The sequence below is a fragment of the Streptomyces sp. NPDC020958 genome (assembly GCF_055562175.1).
In genome coordinates this window covers 664,574-683,644 of record NZ_JBVHFU010000003.1, presented here as the reverse complement: position 1 = coordinate 683,644, position 19,071 = coordinate 664,574, and the positions used below count along the sequence as shown (strand labels likewise).

14 protein-coding genes and 2 pseudogenes are annotated in these 19,071 nt (G+C 71.8%); 11 read left to right on the top strand and 5 right to left on the bottom strand.

Annotated features, from left to right (window positions below; all coding sequences use genetic code 11):
* Positions 1-57 precede the first annotated feature (57 nt).
* Both ACZ3KP_RS13285 and ACZ3KP_RS13280 read left to right on the top strand, forming a co-directional pair.
* Positions 58-978, top strand: a pseudogene (locus ACZ3KP_RS13285) (CE1 family esterase); the annotation flags it as partial.
* 57 nt (positions 979-1,035) lie between these two features.
* Positions 1,036-2,109, top strand: a pseudogene (locus ACZ3KP_RS13280) (arabinofuranosidase catalytic domain-containing protein); the annotation flags it as partial.
* Between the two features lie 128 nt (positions 2,110-2,237).
* On the opposite strand, the gene ACZ3KP_RS13275 reads toward ACZ3KP_RS13280, so the two are convergent.
* Positions 2,238-2,999: a FadR/GntR family transcriptional regulator gene (locus ACZ3KP_RS13275; protein WP_467499035.1), complete on the bottom strand. Its 762-nt coding sequence runs from the start codon at positions 2,997-2,999 to the stop codon at positions 2,238-2,240.
* A 305-nt stretch (positions 3,000-3,304) separates the two neighbouring features.
* On the opposite strand from ACZ3KP_RS13275, the gene ACZ3KP_RS13270 reads away from it, so the two are divergent.
* The 9 genes from ACZ3KP_RS13270 (at position 3,305) to ACZ3KP_RS13230 (ending at position 12,328) form a co-directional block, all read left to right on the top strand.
* Positions 3,305-4,633, top strand: coding sequence for an ABC transporter substrate-binding protein (locus tag ACZ3KP_RS13270; RefSeq protein WP_467499033.1), 1,329 nt, complete (start codon positions 3,305-3,307; stop codon positions 4,631-4,633).
* Positions 4,630-5,544 (top strand): carbohydrate ABC transporter permease, encoded by a 915-nt coding sequence (locus tag ACZ3KP_RS13265; protein WP_467499031.1) that lies wholly within the window; start codon positions 4,630-4,632, stop codon positions 5,542-5,544. The genes ACZ3KP_RS13270 and ACZ3KP_RS13265 overlap by 4 nt, the downstream gene beginning before the upstream one ends.
* Before the next feature lie 103 nt (positions 5,545-5,647).
* Positions 5,648-6,502 (top strand): carbohydrate ABC transporter permease, encoded by an 855-nt coding sequence (locus tag ACZ3KP_RS13260; protein ID WP_467499029.1) that lies wholly within the window; start codon positions 5,648-5,650, stop codon positions 6,500-6,502.
* Positions 6,503-6,510: 8 nt separating this feature from the next.
* Entirely contained in the window at positions 6,511-8,517 is a 2,007-nt protein-coding gene (locus ACZ3KP_RS13255; RefSeq protein ID WP_467499027.1) for a DUF8034 domain-containing protein, read from the top strand.
* Complete coding sequence (locus ACZ3KP_RS13250) at positions 8,514-8,855, top strand: L-rhamnose mutarotase (RefSeq protein ID WP_467499025.1); 342 nt, start codon at positions 8,514-8,516, stop codon at positions 8,853-8,855. Before ACZ3KP_RS13255 ends, ACZ3KP_RS13250 begins: the two co-directional genes overlap by 4 nt.
* Before the next feature lie 64 nt (positions 8,856-8,919).
* Positions 8,920-9,825 carry an amidohydrolase family protein gene (locus ACZ3KP_RS13245; protein ID WP_467499023.1) on the top strand — a complete coding sequence of 302 codons (906 nt, stop codon included), beginning with the start codon at positions 8,920-8,922 and terminating at the stop codon, positions 9,823-9,825.
* 110 nt (positions 9,826-9,935) lie between these two features.
* The gene (locus tag ACZ3KP_RS13240; protein ID WP_467499021.1) at positions 9,936-10,139 is read left to right on the top strand and encodes a hypothetical protein; all 204 of its coding nucleotides are present in this window, start codon (positions 9,936-9,938) and stop codon (positions 10,137-10,139) included.
* 141 nt (positions 10,140-10,280) lie between these two features.
* Entirely contained in the window at positions 10,281-11,975 is a 1,695-nt protein-coding gene (ctaD, locus tag ACZ3KP_RS13235) for an aa3-type cytochrome oxidase subunit I (protein WP_467499019.1), read from the top strand.
* Entirely contained in the window at positions 11,972-12,328 is a 357-nt protein-coding gene (locus tag ACZ3KP_RS13230; RefSeq protein ID WP_358980268.1) for a cytochrome C oxidase subunit I, read from the top strand. The genes ctaD and ACZ3KP_RS13230 overlap by 4 nt, the downstream gene beginning before the upstream one ends.
* A gap of 19 nt (positions 12,329-12,347) precedes the next feature.
* On the opposite strand, the gene ACZ3KP_RS13225 is transcribed toward ACZ3KP_RS13230, so the two are convergent.
* The 4 genes from ACZ3KP_RS13225 to ACZ3KP_RS13210 all read right to left on the bottom strand — a co-directional run bounded on the left by ACZ3KP_RS13225 (position 12,348) and on the right by ACZ3KP_RS13210 (position 19,015).
* On the bottom strand, positions 12,348-14,393 hold the full coding sequence (locus tag ACZ3KP_RS13225) for an SWIM zinc finger family protein (RefSeq protein ID WP_467499017.1): 2,046 nt from the start codon (positions 14,391-14,393) through the stop codon (positions 12,348-12,350).
* Positions 14,390-17,194: a DEAD/DEAH box helicase gene (locus tag ACZ3KP_RS13220; protein WP_467499015.1), complete on the bottom strand. Its 2,805-nt coding sequence runs from the start codon at positions 17,192-17,194 to the stop codon at positions 14,390-14,392. Before ACZ3KP_RS13220 ends, ACZ3KP_RS13225 begins: the two co-directional genes overlap by 4 nt.
* A 97-nt stretch (positions 17,195-17,291) precedes the next feature.
* On the bottom strand, positions 17,292-17,873 hold the full coding sequence (locus tag ACZ3KP_RS13215; protein WP_467499013.1) for a sugar kinase: 582 nt from the start codon (positions 17,871-17,873) through the stop codon (positions 17,292-17,294).
* Positions 17,870-19,015 carry an ROK family glucokinase gene (locus ACZ3KP_RS13210; protein WP_358980261.1) on the bottom strand — a complete coding sequence of 382 codons (1,146 nt, stop codon included), beginning with the start codon at positions 19,013-19,015 and terminating at the stop codon, positions 17,870-17,872. The genes ACZ3KP_RS13215 and ACZ3KP_RS13210 overlap by 4 nt, the downstream gene beginning before the upstream one ends.
* Between the last annotated feature and the right edge of the window lie 56 nt (positions 19,016-19,071).

Below are 19,071 nucleotides of genomic sequence, written 5' to 3'. Positions count from 1 at the left end.
CAGTCGCCCGCCTTCCCTCCAGTCGATCGAGCGATAGCGATGTGAAGGAGTGATGTGATGCAGAAAGCCACGTTATGGCCCACCGTGATCGCGACCCTTCTCGCCCTGGTCGCCACCACCGCGGCCACGGCCCCGGGCAACGGCGGCGGGCAGCGTCCCACCCCGACGGCCGCCCGCACCGCCGCGACGACAGCCGGGTGCGGCAAGGCCCCCGGACTGGCGAGCGGCACCCACACCCTGCAGGTCAACGGCAAGAGCCGCAGCTACATCCTCAAGGTGCCGGACGCCTACGACCGCAACCACGCCTACCGGCTGGTCCTCGGCTTCCACTGGCTCGGCGGCAGCGCCACCGACGTGGCGACGGGCCGCACCGTGGAGAACGGCACCTGGGCGTACTACGGGCTGCAACGGCTGGCGAACGACAGCGCCGTCTTCGTCGCGCCCCAGGGCCTCAACAACGGCTGGGCCAACTCCGGCGGTGAGGACGTCGCCCTCACCGACGCCGTGCTCTCCCAGATCGAGAACGCCCTGTGCGTCGACACCACCCGGCGCTTCTCCGTCGGCTTCAGCTACGGCGCCGCCATGACCTACGCGCTGGCCTGTGCGCGGCCCACGGTCTTCCGCGCGGTCGCGGTCCAGTCCGGTGGACAGCTCAGCGGCTGCGCCGGCGGCACCCAGCCCGTCGCCTACCTGGGCGTGCACGGCGTCCGCGACTCGGTCCTCGGCATCGCGGGCGGACGCGCCCTGCGCGACCGGTTCGTCAGGAACAACGGGTGCGCGGCGCAGAACCCGCCCGAGCCCGCCCAGGGCAGCCTCACGCACCGCGTCACCGCCTACACCGGCTGCTCGGCCGGACACCCCGTCGAATGGGCCGCGTTCGACGAGGGCCACATCGCGGCGCCCCAGGACGGCGCGGGCGGCGACAGCGGCTCCAGGACCTGGGTGCCGAGCGAGATCTGGAAGTTCTTCACCCAGTTCTGATCCCCCCGCCCGGCGCCCGCCGGGCAGCACCCCCCACCATCGAAGGAGTCCACGATGTCCCTACGGCCACGGCCCCGCACCCTGCGGCACGCGCTGCTCGCCACCGGAGCAGCCGCAGCGCTCAGCGTCGGCCTGCTCACCGGAACGGCCCCGGCCGCGCCGGCCGCTCCCGCCGCCACCTCCCTGCCGTGCGACCTGTACGCCGCCGGCGGCACCCCCTGCGTGGCGGCCCACAGCACCACGCGCGCGTTGTACGCCTCCTACAACGGGCCGCTCTACCAGGTACGGCGGGCATCCGACAACGCGACCCGCGACATCGGCGTCCTCAGCGCCGGAGGCGTCGCCAACGCCGCCGCCCAGGACTCCTTCTGCGCCGGCACCACCTGTCTCATCACCGTGATCTACGACCAGTCCGGCCGCAACAACCGCCTCACCCAGGCACCCCCCGGCGGCTTCTCCGGCCCGGCCGCGGGCGGCTACGACAACCTCGCCAACGCCACCGCGGCACCCACCACCCTCGCCGGTCACAAGGCCTACGGCGTCTACGTCGCACCCGGCACCGGATACCGCAACAACAGCACCAACGGAGTCGCCAAGGGCGACCAGCCGGAGGGCATGTACGCCGTCCTGGACGGCACGCACTACAACGGCGGCTGCTGCTTCGACTACGGCAACGCCGAGACCAACAGCCGCGACAACGGCAACGGCACCATGGAGGCCATCTACTTCGGGAACATCAAGGTCTGGGGCTACGGCAGCGGCAACGGCCCCTGGATCATGGCCGACCTGGAGAACGGCCTGTTCTCCGGCGTCAACCAGCACTACAACGCGAACGACCCCTCCATCGGCAACCGCTACCTCACCGCCGTCATCAAGGGCGGACCCAACAAGTGGGCCATCCGCGGCGGCAACGCCCAGTCCGGCTCCCTGTCCACCTTCTACAACGGGGTCCGCCCCAATGTCTCCGGCTACAACCCCATGAAGAAGGAGGGCGCCATCATCCTCGGCATCGGCGGCGACAACAGCCACGGCGCCGCAGGCACCTTCTACGAAGGCGTCATGACCTCCGGCTACCCGTCGGACGCCACCGAGAACGCCGTACAGTCCAACATCAACGCCGCGGGATACGGCAGGTAGCCCCCGGGCCGCCGCGCGACGCCCCTGCGACCAGGGCGAGAAGGGGCTCGTGCCGCGCCGCGGTACGAGCCCCTTCAGCCTGTGTCTCCCTGCGGGGCCGGCTTCCTCTGGCGAGGAGGTCAGCCGAACAGGCGGCGCTGGATCTCCCGCCGGTAGTCCTCCAGCGTCCGGTCGAGGTGCACCGCCGTGGCCTCGGCGGCCTCGTCGGGCCGGCCGTCGCGAATGGCACGGTAGATCGCCTCGTGCTCCTCGACCGCGGCCAAGGTGCCCTCACCGAGGGAGTCATGGATGCCGATCGCGCTGGACTGGCGCTGCAGCCGACGGGCGTCCCGCACCGCGCTGCCGAGGAACGTGTTGTGCGAGGCCGCGGCCACCGCCGCGTGGAAGTCGTCGTCGGCCTGGTTGAAGACGTCGACCTCGCCATGGACGTAGCCGTGCCGGCACTGCTGCATGGCGACCTCGAGGTTGCGCAGTTCGGCCGGTGTGGCACGGGTGGCCGCGAGCCTGGCGGCGGCCATCTCCTGAACCCTGCGGAACTCGAACAGCATGAACACGTGATCGAGGTCCACGGGCCGGAAGAAGCCGCCCCAGCGACTGCTGATCAGCATGCCGTCGTCGTCCGCGACGAACAGTCCGCGCCCCTTGTGCGCCCGGACCCGGCCGAGCGCCGAAAGGATCTTCACCGCTTCCCGGACCACGGCTCGGCTGGTGTCCAACCGCTGGGCCAGGTCGTTCTCGGTGGGCATCCGGTCGCCCGGGACCAGGCGCGCCTCGGCGATGAACTCGAGGATCCGCTCCGCCACGATCTCGTATCCCGGCCGGTAGTCGCGCCGCTCGTCCGCGCCGTTCGCCACTGCCGCCACGGCGGGCGTGTCCTTCATGTGTGCTGCCTCCGGGTGACTGCGACGACGACGGCCGATCGACCTTCGAGCTGCGCCCATCGTACCTCAGGCAATGATAAGTCGTACTCATTTTCCACGAGCAGGTATCGAACAGAGCGCGAGTGATGGGCGATACACACCAAATACACTGTTCTTTACTCCAAGGCGATGCCGTCATTACGCAAGTCGAGCCACGAAAAAGCCGTACGCACCCCTTGACTCCCCATTCCATGTGGCGGCTAATTTCTTCCGCGGCGGTACGACAGAGCCGCCTGCAGCCGCACGCGAACCCCATGGAGTCGCTCATGTCCGTCTACAAGCCTTCGTTGCTGGCCGGCTGCGTCGCCGCCGTGCTGTTCACCGTGGCCGGCTGTGGCAGCGGCGGCGGTACCTCCGGTACGACCACCAAGGACGGGTTCGCCCAGGCCGCCCAGGACAAGGGGGCGCTGACGGTATGGGTGGACGCGACGCGCATGGCCGCGGCGAAGCAGTACCAGGCGTCGCACCCGGGCGTGAAGCTGCACATCGTCAGCTACGACGGTGACGCCAACGGGTCCAACTACCTTCAGACGAAGGTCCAGTTGTTCAACCGTACGGGCAAGGGCTGGCCGGACGTCGTCTTCAGTTCGCAGAACAACGAGGCGAGCTGGGCGGTCGACGCGGGCTTCGCGGCGCCGCTGAACAAGGGGCTGATCCCGCAGGCGACCCTGGGCGGGTTCGCCAAGGGCGCCAACGACGTCTGTGCGGTGGACGGGACCCTGTACTGCCTGCGCAACGACCTCTCCCAGGCGGTGCTCTGGTACAACGCGCCGCTGCTGAAGCAGTTCGGCTACACGGTGCCGACGACCTGGGAGGAGTACCAGGCGCTGGGTGAGAAGGTCGCCAAGGAGCACCCCGGCTACCTCGTGGGCGACGCGGGTGACACCTTCACCCCCGAGATCTACCTGTGGGCCGGCAAGTGCGGCGCCAACCACATCACCGGCCCCAAGGCCGTGTCGGTCGACACCACCAGCGAGGCCTGCATCAAGATGGCCAAGCTGCTCGACGTGCTCATCAAGAACAAGTCGATGTCGATCAGCGGCGTCTTCAGCACCGACTTCGCCAAGAACAAGGCCAAGAAGGTCCTGCTCATGCCCGGCCCGGCATGGTACGGCGGCGCGGTCTTCAACAGCGGGCTGAAGACCCCGGCCAAGCAGATCGCGGTGGCACCCATACCGCAGTGGCAGGGCGACACCGCACCCTCGACCGGCAACGTCGGCGGCGGCACCTGGCTGCTGTCCAAGCACTCCACCCACATCAAGGCGGCCACCGACTTCCTGAAGTGGGTCACCACCGACAACGCCTACCAGGGCGAGAAGGCCCCCGGCTTCCCGGCCTACGCCCCCGCCGCCGACAACTGGCTCAAGGCGCAGGCCGCTTCCGGGTACTACGCCAGTGACCTCACCGCCCTCAAGGACGCCTCCTCGCAGGTGTGGTCCGACTGGGGCTCGGGCCAGTTCAGCCAGGAGGCGATCTGGGCCGCCACCGTCAAGCCCGGCCTGACCCAGGGCAAGACCGTCGAATCGATGCTGCCCGCCTGGCAGGACGCGATCGTCAAGTACGCCCAGGCCGACGGATACAAGGTCTCCAAGTGACTCTCACCCAGTCCTCGGCCGGCCCTGCCCGGGGGCGCCCTCGCGGCACCTCCCGGCAGAGCCGGGCCGGCGTGGCATTCGTCGCCGGCTACGTACTGCTGCTGATCGCCTTCGGCGTCCTCCCGACCTGTTACGCGATCTACTTCGCCTTCACCAACACCGGGGGTGCCTTCACCGGCCTCTCCAACTTCGTCACCACGGCACAGGACTTCCGCTTCGTCGGCTCCCTGGGGCATGTGGCCCTGTACCTGGTGTTCTGGCTGCTGTCGCTCGTGGTGTTCGTGGTGGTCCTGGCGCTGCTCCTGCACCGGCTGTCCTCCGGAGCGCTCAGTCAGGCACTGCGCTTCCTCTACTACATCCCCGGGGCCCTGGCCGGTGCCGCGAGCGTCCTGGTGTGGCTGTTCATGCTCGACCCGACGGTCAGCCCCATCAGCTCCCTGCTGGGGACGCTGGGCTTCCACACCTTCGGCGACGTCATCGCCCCCGGCAACCTGGCCCTGCTGTTCACGATCATCGCGTTCTGGACCGGCGCGGGCGGCTGGATCGTCGTCCTGTACGGCGCCCTGAACAACATCCCCAAGGACGTCATGGAGGCCGCCCGCATCGACGGCGCGAACGGCTGGCAGACCGCCTGGCACGTGCAGATCCCCATGCTCCGCAAGTGGATCGTCTACATGGTGATCCTGGCCTTCGCGGGCGGCGCCCAGCTCTTCGTCGAGCCACAGCTGCTCTCCCTGGCCAGCACGGGCGTGGCCGGCCGCGACTACTCCCTCAACCAGCTGACGTACGACTTCGCCTTCCAGATGAACAACATCAACGGCGCCGCCGCGGTCTCGGTGGAACTGCTGGTGGTCAGCGTGTCGGTGGCCGGTGTCTTCGTCGCACGATCGGGGTTCTTCGATGCCGACTGACACACGACCCACCCCACGTGCCGCCGCTCCTCGCGCGAAACGGGATCGGAACGCCACAACCCGGCACGGCGAACCACGGCCGCGCCACCGTCCACCGCAGCACGTGGCCTCCCGGCTGCTGGCGGGCTCGGTCCTCACCGTCTTCGTGGTGTTCTTCGTGCTCCCGGTGATCTGGCTGCTGCTCGCGGCGACCAAGACCGACCAGCAACTCGTCCACGACAACCCGCTGTCCTTCGGGTCCTGGCACGCGCTCAAGGCCAACTGGCACGCGCTCACCGCCTTCCAGGACGACGCCGTCCTGCTGTGGCTGCGCAACTCGGCCGTCTACGCCGCGATCTCCCTGGCCGTCACGCTCTGCCTGGCCATACCGGCCGGGTACGCGCTGGCGATGACCGAGTTCCGCGGCCGGCGCACGCTGCTGATCGCGACCCTGGTCGTGATGCTGATGCCGAACGCCACGCTGGTGGTACCGCTGTTCCTGGAGATCAACGCGGTCCACCTGATCGGCACCATGTGGTCGATCATCCTGCCGTACTCGTTCTACCCCTTCGGCGTGTACCTCACCTACATCTACTTCACCACCGCCGTGCCCAGGGACCTCCTGGCCGCGGCCCGGATGGACGGCTGCTCCGAGTTCGGCGTGTTCCGTCATGTGGCCCTGCCGCTGGCGACACCCGTCATCGCGCTGGTCGGGTTCTTCAGCTTCGTCGCCAACTGGACCAACTACTTCCTGCCCTACGTCATGCTCCCCGACAGCGACCAGATGCCTGTCCAGGTGGGCGTCGGCAGCCTGCTCAGCAACGTGCCGTCGTTCAACCCGACCGTCGGCGACCTCGCGATCCAACGCCCGCAACTGGCACTGGCCACGCTGGTCGCCATCACACCGGTCCTCGTCGTGTTCCTGTTCGCCCAGCGCTTCCTGGTCAGCGGAATGCTCGCCGGCGCCACCAAGGAGTGACCGCTCTCATGCCCTTCGACTCCCCCCTCCAGGCCCACGGTGAGGGCACCCCGCCCCCCGTCCTCGATGTCCGGGCCACGGTCCCGCTGCTCGAACCCCCCGGCTGGGCCGTCGCCCAGCGCGCCCTGTTCGACCTGCTCGACCACGCCTGGCGCCGCTTCGAGGACGCCTTCACCGGCCCCGACGGACGCCTGAACTACACCGGCCCGCTGACCACCCGCGACGGCGTCGACGACTTCTACGAAGTGTTCTTCAACTGGCCCCAGCTCTACCTCCTCGGCGGCGCCGACGACCTCCTGCCCGCCAGCGAGAAGCACTGGGAGGGCGTCACCAGGCAGCTGACCGAACTGGACATGCTGCACGACGAGTACGAGCGCGGCTACGACTGGTTCCACCAGGGCGAGAGCCTGCTCCTGCTCTACTTCCTGTGCATGGCCGCCCCCGACCGCTGGCGGGAGCGCGCCCTGCGCTTCGCCGAGCTGTACGTCGACCCCGCCAAGGGCAACTACGACCCCGAACACCGCATCATCACCCGCCCCCACAACGGCAGCGACCCCGCGCGCACCGGCCTGTTCGACGGCGACGTCTACCCCTGGCTCCGGAAGGAGGCGGAGACCTACGGCTACCCGCTCGAATGGCTCCCCGAGGCCCAGGACGGCCCCTACCCGCTCTCCGCCGACCCGCGGCTGGGCGACCAGATGCGCGACCGGATGGGCGTCGGCGACACCGCGCTCAACCTCGCCGCCGCCGGACTGGTCCTCAACGCCTGGATCCTGACCGGCGAGGAGCGCTACCGCGACTGGATCGTCGAGTACGTCGGCGCCTGGCGCGAGCGCACCGAGGCCAACGGCGGGCTGATCCCGGACAACGTCGGCCCGGACGGGGTCGTCGGCAGCCTGCTGGAGGGCCGCTGGTACGGCGGCCACTACGGCTGGTCCTGGCCGCACGGCTGGCACAGCCTCGGTCACGCGGCCTGCGTGGCCGCGCTCGCGGCGGCCACGGTCACCGGCGACGACGACCACCTCTCCATGGTCGCGACCTCGCTCGACACCCTCATCGGCCACGCCAAGGTCATGCCCCACACGGAGGCCGACTCCAGCCTGCCCTCCAAATGGGCAGTCGAACTCGGCCCCGACGACATCCACACGCCCACCCTCCATCTGCCGTTCCGCCACAACGACTCCGGCTGGTTCGACCACAACCCGGCCACACCCCCCGTGCCGGTGGCCCTGTGGCACCACACCTCCTCCCCGGCCGACCGGGCCCGGCTGGAGCACCTGCGCGAGGCCGACGGCATCGACTGGCGCACCGTACGGCCCTTCCGCGCAAAGGAGGAGTCCGGCCACGAGAAGGCCTGGTTCGCCTTCCTCGCCGGCGACGACCCCGACTACCCCGAGCGGATCCTCGCCATGGCGCAGGCCCAGGTCCGCCACCGGCTGCGGCGCATCGACCGCTACCGCGACCTCGACGTGCCCGAGGCCGACATCCACGTCTGGCAGCAGTGCAACCCGGTGGCCACCGAAGCCCTCGTCCAGCTGACCTGGGGCGGCCCCCAGGTCCTGTACAACGGCGGACTGCAGCAGGCCCGGCTGCGCTACCACGACGCCGACGCCCGCCGCGCCGGCCTCCCTCAGGACGTGGCCGCCCTCGTCACCTCCATCGACCCCGGGGCGACCACCGTCGAACTGGTCAACCTGGCCCCCGAGACGGACCGCACGGTCATCGTCCAGGCCGGCGCCTTCGCCGAGCACACCATCACCGCCGTCCGCCACACCACCTGCCAGGACGACAGCTGGATCGGCGACATGTACGACTACGGCCACACCGAGCCCGTCGTCACCGAGGCCGAAGCCGTCTGCGACGGCCCGTACCTGACGGTCCGGCTGCCCGCCTCCACCCGCATCCGGCTCACCCTGCGGCTCGGACTTCGCACCCGCACGCCCAGCTACCGGTCACCGTTCGACACCGCTGCCCACCCGATCAACTCCACCGACCCGACAGGGGAACCGGCGTGAAGCGCATCGCCCAGACCATCAGGCTCCGTCCCGAACACCGCGAGGAGTACCTCCGGCTGCACTCCGCCGTCTGGCCCGGCGTCGAAGCCGCCCTGCACCGGGCGAACATCCGCAACTACAGCATCTTCCTCCATGCTGACGTGCTGTTCGCCTACATGGAGTACCACGGCGAGGACTTCGAGGCGGACATGGCGTCCATCGAGGCCGACCCCGAGACCCAGCGGTGGTGGAAGCTCACCGACCCGTGCCAGGAGCCGTGGCCCGACCGGGGTGAGGGCCGCCAGTGGAGCGAGCTTCCCGAGATCTGGCACCTGAGCCCGCCCGACGCCACCGCCTGAGCCCGGCGGCGACGCCACCGCCCGACCTCGCCCCGCACCGGCCCGACCCGACTTGGACCAGCCCGTGAACGCACCCGTGCTCGTCGACGCCCACCACCACCTGTGGGACCTCGCCCACCGTGCGCAACCCTGGCTCGACGACCCCGCCGTGGCGTCGATCCGCCGCACCTTCACCGCCGACGACCTGCGCACCACCGCCACCCACCCCGTCGCGGGCCGGCGGCTGCACGGCACGGTGGTCGTCCAGTGCGTCGCGGAGGTCGCCGAGACCGAGGACCTCCTCGCGCTCGCCGCGCGGGAGCCGCTGATCCAGGCCGTGGTCGGCTGGGCCGACCTGACGTCACCGGCCATCGGTGACGCACTAGACCAGCTGCGAGCCGGTCCGGGCGGCGGCCACCTGCGCTCCCTGCGGCACCTCGTCCAGGGCGAGACGGACCCGAACTGGCTGCAACGCCCCGACGTGGAACGCGGATTGCGGGCGACCCGGGACCGCGGACTGCGCTACGACGTGCTGGTGCGCGACCACCAGCTCGACCAGGCCGTCCGGCTCGCGGAACGCTTCCCCGACCTGCCCCAGGTCCTCGACCACGCGGGCAAGCCGGACCTCGCCCGACAGGACATCGCGGACTGGGCACGCCGGATCCGGCTGCTGGCCGGACACTCGCACGTGGTGTGCAAGGTCTCCGGGCTGATCACCGAGGCCGACCACCACCACTGGACCACCGCCGACATCCGCCCCGCCTGGGACGTACTGGTCTCCGCCTTCGGCCCCGAGCGGCTCATGTTCGGCTCCGACTGGCCGGTCGCCAACCTGGCCGGCGGCTGGAACCGGTGGGCCGCCACCGTGGACGAACTGCTCACCGGCTGGAGCGACGGCGACGTCCACGCGCTCCTCGCCGGCACGGCGACCGTGTTCTACGGCCTGTCACCCGCCGCCGGGGAGGGCGACGTCACCACCCCGACGACCTGAACCCCCGCCACAGCGCACAGCGCACCGCAGACCCGCCGGACACCCCGTCACGCAGGCCGAGACCTCGGCGTCCGCGTGCTCCGTGCCGCGCCGAAGGGACTCCGACCCCCATGACCTCAGCCGCCCCCCGCCTGTCCGCCCGATACCTCTCCGCCCGCACCCTGGACACGGCGGCCGCCCAGAGCGCGCCGCCCGGCCCCGCACAGCACGTCCCCGGCGGCCTGTGGTCCGAGTTGCGTGCGCAGGGCCTGATCAGGGCCGGGACATCGACGTCACCCCGGACCGCCGGCAAGGTGGGGCGGTATCCCCGCTGATTGCTCCACTCGTGGGTACCGGACCCCCGATCGGCCGTACGGAGGCCGATCGGGGGCTCCTCTTCCGACCGCAGCCGCAAGGATGACGGGTGACTCGCCTCAAAGGCGCGGATGGCCCGCAGCGTCTGGAGAAGCAAACCCGTGACTGTTCTCAACGAACCGGAGCACCCGGCTCCCGACTACTACGAGGGTGAAGTGCCGCTGCGCGGGCGGCAGCCGGGAAACGTCGTCGTCAAGTGGCTGACCACCACCGACCACAAGACCATCGGCACGCTGTATCTGACCACGTCGTTCGCGTTCTTCCTGATCGGCGGTGTCATGGCGCTGCTCATGCGCGCCGAACTCGCCCGGCCGGGTCTGCAGATCCTCTCCAAGGAGCAGTACAACCAGGCGTTCACGATGCACGGCACGGTCATGCTGCTGATGTTCGCGACACCGCTGTTCGCCGGCTTCACGAACTGGATCATGCCGCTCCAGATCGGCGCGCCGGACGTCGCCTTCCCGCGGCTGAACATGTTCGCCTACTGGCTGTACCTGTTCGGCTCCACCATCGCTGTCGGCGGCTTCATCACCCCGCAGGGCGCCGCCGACTTCGGCTGGTTCGCCTACTCCCCGCTGTCGGACGCGGTCCGCTCGCCGGGCCTCGGCGCCGACATGTGGATCATGGGTCTGGCCTTCTCCGGCTTCGGCACCATCCTCGGCGCGGTCAACTTCATCACCACGATCATCTGCATGCGAGCGCCGGGCATGACCATGTTCCGCATGCCGATCTTCGTGTGGAACGTGCTGCTGACCGCCGTCCTGGTCCTGTTCGCCTTCCCGGTCCTCGCGGCCGCGCTGTTCGCCCTGGAGGCGGACCGCAAGTTCGGGGCACACGTCTTCGACCCCGCGAACGGCGGCGCACTGCTCTGGCAGCACCTCTTCTGGTTCTTCGGACACCCCGAGGTGTACATCATCGCGCTGCCGTTCTTCGGCATCATCACCGAGGTCATCCCGGTGTTCTCGCGCAAGCCGATCTTCGGCTACATGGGCCTGGTGGCCGCGACGATCGCGATCGCGGGTCTGTCCGTCACCGTCTGGGCGCACCACATGTACGTCACCGGCGGTGTGCTGCTGCCGTTCTTCTCCTTCATGACCTTCCTGATCGCCGTGCCGACCGGTGTGAAGTTCTTCAACTGGATCGGCACCATGTGGAAGGGCTCGATGTCCTTCGAGACACCGATGCTCTGGGCGGCGGGCTTCCTCGTGACGTTCCTGTTCGGCGGGCTCACCGGAGTCATCCTGGCCTCGCCGCCGATGGACTTCCACGTCTCCGACTCGTACTTCGTGGTGGCCCACTTCCACTACGTGGTGTTCGGTACGGTCGTCTTCGCGATGTTCGCCGGGTTCCACTTCTGGTGGCCGAAGATGACGGGCAAGATGCTCGACGAGCGGCTCGGCAAGATCACCTTCTGGACGCTGTTCGTCGGCTTCCACGGCACCTTCCTGGTGCAGCACTGGCTGGGCGCCGAGGGCATGCCGCGCCGGTACGCCGACTACCTCGCGGCCGACGGCTTCACCACCCTCAACACGGTCTCGTCGATCGCCTCCTTCCTGCTCGGTCTGTCGATCCTGCCGTTCCTCTACAACGTGTGGAAGACCGCCCGCTACGGCAAGCCGGTCGGCGTCGACGACCCGTGGGGTTACGGCCGTTCGCTGGAGTGGGCGACCTCCTGCCCGCCGCCGCGGCACAACTTCGTCACGCTGCCCCGGATCCGCTCCGAGTCCCCGGCGTTCGACCTGCACCACCCGGACATCGCCATGGCCGAGGCCGAGGCGAGCAGGCTGCACACATGACCGACGCGGGACATCGCGTGGGCACGCCGGGAGCCGACGGGGACCTCGCCCACCAGGCCGAGGGGTATCTGCTGTGGCAGGCCAGGATCGCCGAGGCCGAGCAGCGGGCGCGGGAGTTCACCGAACGCCTGGACTGGCTGACCACGTCCCAGCGCGACGAGGTCGAACGCCACCACGCGGAGGACAGCCTGCGCCGGGCGCGGCAGGACCTCGAAAGGGTCGCCGCCCGGTGCCGGTCCCTGCGCGGCGAGTACGAGCGACGGTACCGCTCGCTGCGCGTGCGCTGCGTGGGATGGACGGTGGCCGTCTGCGCGGGTGCGGTCCTGCTGGCGGCCGTGTCGCTGGTCCGCTGACGGACGGACCGACAGCACGTCACGTCAGCTCGTCCGAGGTGCCGAGGCCCGTGAGGGCGCCCACCGGGTCCAGATCCGGGGTGCCTCTGGGCCACCAGTCGTCGTGGCCCGGTTCGGACTCGTAGGCGTACCACAGGCCGTCCCGGCCCAGGCGGAGCTGGACGTGGCCGCCGGGGTGCGTGAGGTGGTTGCGCCAGGGGCGGAACGCCGGCAGGTCGGCGGCGAGGAGCAGCGGCCGGGCCCGGTCGAAGCGGCCGGCCGGGGGGTCCCAGGGCTCCTCCAGTACGGCCAGCCCGGCCGGGCCGCCCTGCCGCCAGGCCGCGACCGCGCGTGCCAGGTCGCCCGGCGCCCGGCCCACGGCGTCCGCGAGCGACGCGTAGAGAGCGCGGGTGGACGCGGTCAGGCCGGACCCCGGACGGGCGGCGGCGAGCCGTACCGCGTCCTGCCAGAGCGTCAGGTCGCCGACCGGGTCGTGTCCGGTGGTGAGCAGGGTGTGGGCGCGGGCCGCCGCGTCGGTGGCCAGCTGGTCCAGCGCGAAGGGGTCGGGGCCGCCGGGCACGCCCGGATAGACCGGGGGCTGCTCCGGGTGCGGCGGGAGCGGCAACGGCGGCGGCAGCGGCGGGAGCTGTCGGGCGACGAGGACCTCGGTGGCCCGGACGCCGGGCAGCGACTCCGGCCGCCGCTCCCGGGCCGCGCGGGCGGCGTTGCGCCGGGACAGGGCGTCGAGCACGTCCCGTTCGCCGCGGCCCCGCAGCAGGAGCAGCACGAACGGGTCGGCGTCCAGCAGCCGTGCGGTCTGGTAGCAGAGGGCGGACGCGTGCTTGCAGGGGTGGCCGACGTCGGGGCAGCTGCAACGGGGTTCGAGTTCACCCGCGGCGGGCAGCAGCGGGACGCCGCTGTCGGCGAGGGTCTGCGGCAACTCCTTGTCGAGAAGGGCCGCGATGTCTCCCGGCCGGTCGGCGGCGGCGTCCAGGAACCGCTCCCACTCCTGCTCGCCGAAGGTGCGCAGCCTCAGCTGCACGCGGTACGGCCGGGGTCGGCTTCCCTGGACGTACGCCAGGACCGCTCCCGGGGTCACGGTGATGGCGTCCACCTGGCCCCGCTCGGCGTAACTGCGCCCCCGCGCCAACCGCTTGACGTCCAGCGCTCCCTCCTCCAGCGCCCGCACCCAGGCGTTGCCCCACCAGGTCCCGGCGAACCCGGTGGCGGTGCCGGAGGCACGGGACGGGAGGGAGGGGAAGGTACGGCGGAGTTCGGTGTCGCGGTGGGGGGTGGCCATGGTGCGCGGGAGGCGGGGGGCGCCGGGGTCCGCGAGTCCGGGGGCCGGGGTGGACGTGGGCGCGCTGGGCGCGGTGGGCGCGGAGCTGGAGGTGTCGGCGGGCGTCTCGCGGGTGGCCTCCGGCGTCCGGTGGCCGGGAGCCGGGGCTGAGGTGTTCGACTCCGGGGGGTTCGGGGTGGCCACGGCGGACGGGAGCTCGTGCTCCGGCCCGTGCTCGCTCTCGAAGGACGGCTCGGAGTCGTCCGCGTTCGGCATGCGGAACGCCGTGGCCAGGAACTGTTTCAGGTCGCGGGCGGTGCGGGTGCGTTCCGTGGTCGTCGCCGCGGACGGTGCCGGGACGCGGTGCGGCGCCCGGTTCGGGCGCCGTTCCGCCGCTTCCGCCGCCGCGGTCTCTCCGGCGCGCCGCGCCTCGGCGCGCGCCGCCCGCAGCGCCTCCCGGGCGACGTCACCGGGACGGCCGACCGGACGGTCGGCGGCCGGACGGTCGGCGGCCGGCGCACCGGCCCCGGTGTCGCCCGCGAGTTCGGTGTCCCGCCGCTCCGCCCCCTTCGCCGCGGCGGCCGTCCGCAGCGCACGCCGCACGGCGTCGCCGGGCCGCGGCACCCGCCGCTCCGGAACGGCCCCGTCCGGCGCGTCCGGCGCCGCAGGGGCAGCCGGTTGCTCCGCCTCGGCCGGGACCGCCCCGTCGGCGCCGGAATCCGCCCCGCGGTCCCGTGCCGCTCGCAGCGCGCGCCGGGCCGCGTCGCCCGGCCGGTGCCCGTCCTCGCTCATGACGTCCTCGCTCATGACGTCCTCCGCAGCGACACCAGGTCGGACAGCTCCCGGTCCGTCAGTTCGGTCAGGGCCGCCTCGCCGGTGCCGAGGATCGCGTCCGCGAGAGCCCGCTTGGACTCCAGCATCTCCGCGATGCGGTCCTCCACCGTGCCCTCGGTGACCAGCCGGTGGACCTGGACGGGCTGGGTCTGCCCGATGCGGTACGCGCGGTCCGTGGCCTGTTCCTCCACCGCCGGGTTCCACCAGCGGTCGAAGTGGACGACATGGCCGGCGCGGGTGAGGTTGAGCCCGGTGCCCGCGGCCTTCAACGACAGCACCAGGACGGGGGTGGCGCCGGCCTGGAAGCGGTCCACCATGCGCTCCCGCTCGGGTACCGGCGTACCGCCGTGCAGCAGGTCGACGGGGACCGCGCGGGCCTGGAGGTGCCCGGTGATCAGGCGTGCCATGCCGACGTACTGGGTGAAGACGAGCGCCGAGCCGTCCTCGGCGAGCACGGTGTCCAGCAGTTCGTCGAGCAGGGTCAGCTTCCCGGAGCGGGCGGCGAGGCCGTCGGCGCGGGCCTCCTCCTTCAGGTACAGCGCGGGATGGTCGCAGATCTGCTTGAGGGCGCCGAGGAGCTTGAGCACCAGGCCCCGGCGGGCGATGCCCTCGGCCGTCTCGATGGCGAGCAGCGACTCGCGGACCATCGCCTCGTAGAGCGCGGCCTGTTCGCGGGTGAGCGGGACCGGGTGGTCGGTCTCCGTCTTGGGCGGGAGTTCGGGGACGATCCCGGGGTCGGACTTCCTGCGGCGCAGGAGGAAGGGCCGCACGAGTCGGGCCAGTCGCGCCACGGCCTCGTCGTTGTCGCCGTTCTCCACGGCGCGCGCGTGCCGGGCCCGGAAGGACTTCAGCGGGCCGAGGAGTCCCGGGGTGGTCCAGTCGAGCAGGGCCCAGAGTTCGGAGAGGTTGTTCTCCACGGGGGTTCCGGTGAGGGCCACGCGCGCGGGGGACGGGATGGTGCGCAGGGCCTTGGCGGTCGCCGAGTACGGGTTCTTGACGTGCTGGGCCTCGTCGGCGACGACCATCCCCCAAGGCTGTTCGGCGAGGCGTCCCGCGGTGGCGCGCATGGTGCCGTAGGTGGTGAGGAGGAAGCCGCCGTCGAGGCCGTCCAGGCTGCGCTCGGGGCCGTGGAAGCGGCGCACCGGGACGCCGGGCGCGAACCGGGTGATCTCCCGCTGCCAGTTGCCGAGCAGCGAGGCCGGGCAGACCACCAGGGTCGGTTCGGTGCGGGCCCGCTTCAGGTGCAGGGCGATGACGGTGATGGTCTTGCCGAGGCCCATGTCGTCGGCGAGGCAGCCGCCGAGCCCCAGGGAGGTCATGAGGTCGAGCCAGGCCAGGCCGCGCAGTTGGTAGTCGCGCAGGGTGGCGTGCAGTCCGGCGGGCGGCTCGGCGGGGCGGACGCCGGCCGTGAGGCGGTCGCGCAGGGCCGCGAGGACGCCGACGGGGACCGCCTCGACGGTCTCGCCGTCCACCTCGGCCTCGCCGGTGAGCGCCATGGACAGCGCGTCGACCGGGTCGAGCAGGCCCAGTTCGCGTCTGCGGGCCTTGCGCACGAGTGCCGGGTCGACGAGCACCCAGCGGTCCCGCAGGCGTACGACGGGGCGGTGGGCCTCGGCGAGGGCGTCCATCTCGGCCTCGCTGAGGGGGTCCCCGCCGAGCGCCAGCTGCCAGCGGAACTGGAGGAGTTCCTCTCCCTCGAAGAAGCCGGTGCCGTCGGTGGCGGAGCCGGGGGCGGTCCTGACGACCGCGGCCGCGGTCAGGTCCTGGGCCAGGTCCCGGGGCCAGTGCACGGCGACCCCGGCCGCCGCGAGCCGGGTCGCGGCCACTCCGAGCAGGTCGCCCAGCTCCTCCTCGGAGAGCGCGAGGACGTCGGGCACGTCCTGTTCCGTGAGCCGGTCCAGGGGCGGCCACACGCGCGCGGCCCGGCGCACGGCCAGCGCCGCGTCCACGCGCGCGCGGGGGCCGAAGGCCGCGTCGGACCGCCCGGCCCACAGGGCCGCCGCGTCGGTCAGCAGGGTCGGGTCGGCCAGGCTGTGCACCTGGACGATCGCCGCGCCCGCGCGGTGCGCGCCCTCGCCGTCGTCGAACAGGTCGGAGGCCGACAGGTCCAGGCGCAGCGAGATCCGCACCCCGGCGTCCATGCCGGCGGCGACCTCCGCGGCCCATTCCCGGGCGTCGGGCAGCCGCTGGGCCTCGCGCGCGGCGAACGGCCGACCCGAGGTGTGGGGCGCGGCCGGGGTGCGGGGCAGGGTGTCCGCGACCGCGTCGAGGAAGGAGCGGATCAGCGCCTCCGGCTGGGGCAGCAGGAGCGGGCCGGGGCCCGGCAGCGGGACGGCGTGGCCCTCGGCGGGCAGTGCGGCGGCCACCGCGCGCAGGTGGGCGATGTCGGCGGGCTCCAGGGGGCCGGCCCGCCAGGCGTCGTGTCCCGCCGGGGTCAGGCCGGGCAGCAGCCGGCCCCGGGCGGCGAGCCGCAGCGCGTGCTGGGCGGCCGCTCCCCAGCAGGCGGTGGCGGGGTGGGCGGCCGGGTCGCGGCGGGCCCTGACCAGCACCGGGAGGGCGTCGCCGACCGGCAGGGTGAGCGCGGGCACCTGCCGGCGGCGGACACCGGCGCCGTGCCGGCGTACGACGGTCAGCTCCTGGCCCTCCCCGGGCAGGGGGCCGCCCGCGGGGTCCCAGAAGGCGATCCGGCCCTGGCGGGGAAGGTCGGCGGGCAAGTAGACCGCCGCGAGGCGCACGGGCACGTCCGCGTGCGTCCCGGCAACCGCGCCGCTCATACGTTCTGCCACCTCCCGCCCGTGCGTCGGATCAGATGTCTTCGACTGTACGGGCGGGGTCTGACAATCGGCCCCGGCGACCGGCCGGGGCCGGCCGTCACGGCACGGTGCGCGAGACGACGTAGACCATCGGGAACTCGGGGTCGGCGGTGTTCACGACCACGTCCTGGGTGGGCGCCGGGTTCTTCTGGGCGTGCGTGAGGCCCGCCCAGGGTCCGGTGCCGGTGAACTTCCAGCCGGTGATCTTCCGGTCCCGGGAGCTGACGCTGATGTCGTTCTTCTTGAGCGCGTCCCGGTTGACGCCCATGCCCTCCAGGAAGCTGTCCAGTCCGGCGCTGTTGGTGCGGAACTGGACGTAGAGACGGCTGGTCTTCCAGTTGTTCGTCTCGTAGTAGGCGATCCTGTCGGCGGGATGCGGGACCGGTACCTGGTAGAGGCGCCGCTGCACCTTCGAGGGCCAGCCCTCGGCGAGGCCGGTCGCGGAGGCCTTGGACTCCTTGTCCTTGCCGCTGTCGCGGCTCTGGGCGGCGGAGATCACCAGATAGCCGGCCGGCACGCCGATGAGCAGCACGATGATGAGCAGGGTGAGCGCCCGACGACGGGTCCTGTGGCCGGGGGTCTCCGGCGGGCGGCGCGGTTCGTCCGGGGGCGCCGCCTGGCGGGGCAGTGCAGCGGTCATGCGGTGTCCCGGGTACGGCGGGCCTCCGCGTACCGCTCGTAGCGCTCGTAGCGCTCCACCCGGCGCCGGTTGGCGCGCCGGAACCGGCGGGCGACCAGGCGGGCGAGGTCGGCGGCGCCGACCATGCCGGCCTCGGGACCCAGCTGGGCGCGGGCGATTCGGGCCTCGGGGCGGTAGCCGCGCCCGGTCAGCTGGCGTTTGAACGCGTCCCGTGCGGGGCCGATGAGCAGGTCGTCGGCGGCGCTGACGCCGCCGCCGATCACGAAGCAGGACGGGTCGAGGGCGGCGGCGAGGTTGGCGATGCCGACGCCGAGCCACTGGCCGATGTCCTGGAGCAGCTCGATGCACATGGCGTCGCCCTCGCGGGCCAGCTCGGTGATCATCGGGCCGGTGATGTCGTTGACGTTGCCCTTGACGTGCTCGATGATCCCGTAGGCCACCGGGGAGTCGGCCACCGCCAGCTCCCTGGCCTCCCGGACCAGCGCGTTGCCCGAGCTGTACTGCTCCCAGCAGCCGCGGTTGCCGCACGGGCAGCGGTGGCCGCCGGGCACCACCTGCATATGGCCGAACTCACCGGCGACGCCGTACTTGCCGCGCTTGACCTGGCCGTCCTCCAGGATCGCGCCGCCGATGCCGGTGCCGAGCGTGATCATGACGAGGTGGTCCTCGCCGCGTCCGGCGCCGAAGCGCCACTCCGCCCAGGCGGCGGCGTTCGCGTCGTTGTCCACGAGGACGGGTACGGCGAGCCGGCCGGCCAGGCGGTCGCGCAGCGGTTCGTTGCGCCAGGACAGGTGGGGGGCGAACAGCACGCGGTTGCGGTCGGCGTCGACCCAGCCGGCCGCGCCGATGCCCACCGCGTGCACGTCGTGCCGGTCGGACAGGTCCAGGACCAGTTCGACGATGGTGTCCTCGACGACCTTCGGACTCTTGGACTTGTCCGGGGTCTCCGTGCGGAGCTTCTCCAGGATGTTGCCGTCGGCGTCCACGACGCCCGCCATGACCTTGGTGCCGCCGATGTCGATGCCGACCGTCGGCACGCGCGGCGCCGTCAGGTGTGACCGGCGTTCCCTGGTGCCGACGGTACGCAGGACCGGGGCTCGGCGGGAGCCGATGGGGGCGGTGAGGTCGCGGTAGGTGCTCATCGGGCTCGATTGTGCCTCACTGGGAGGGGTGGCGCCGTTCGGGGGAGATAAGGAAC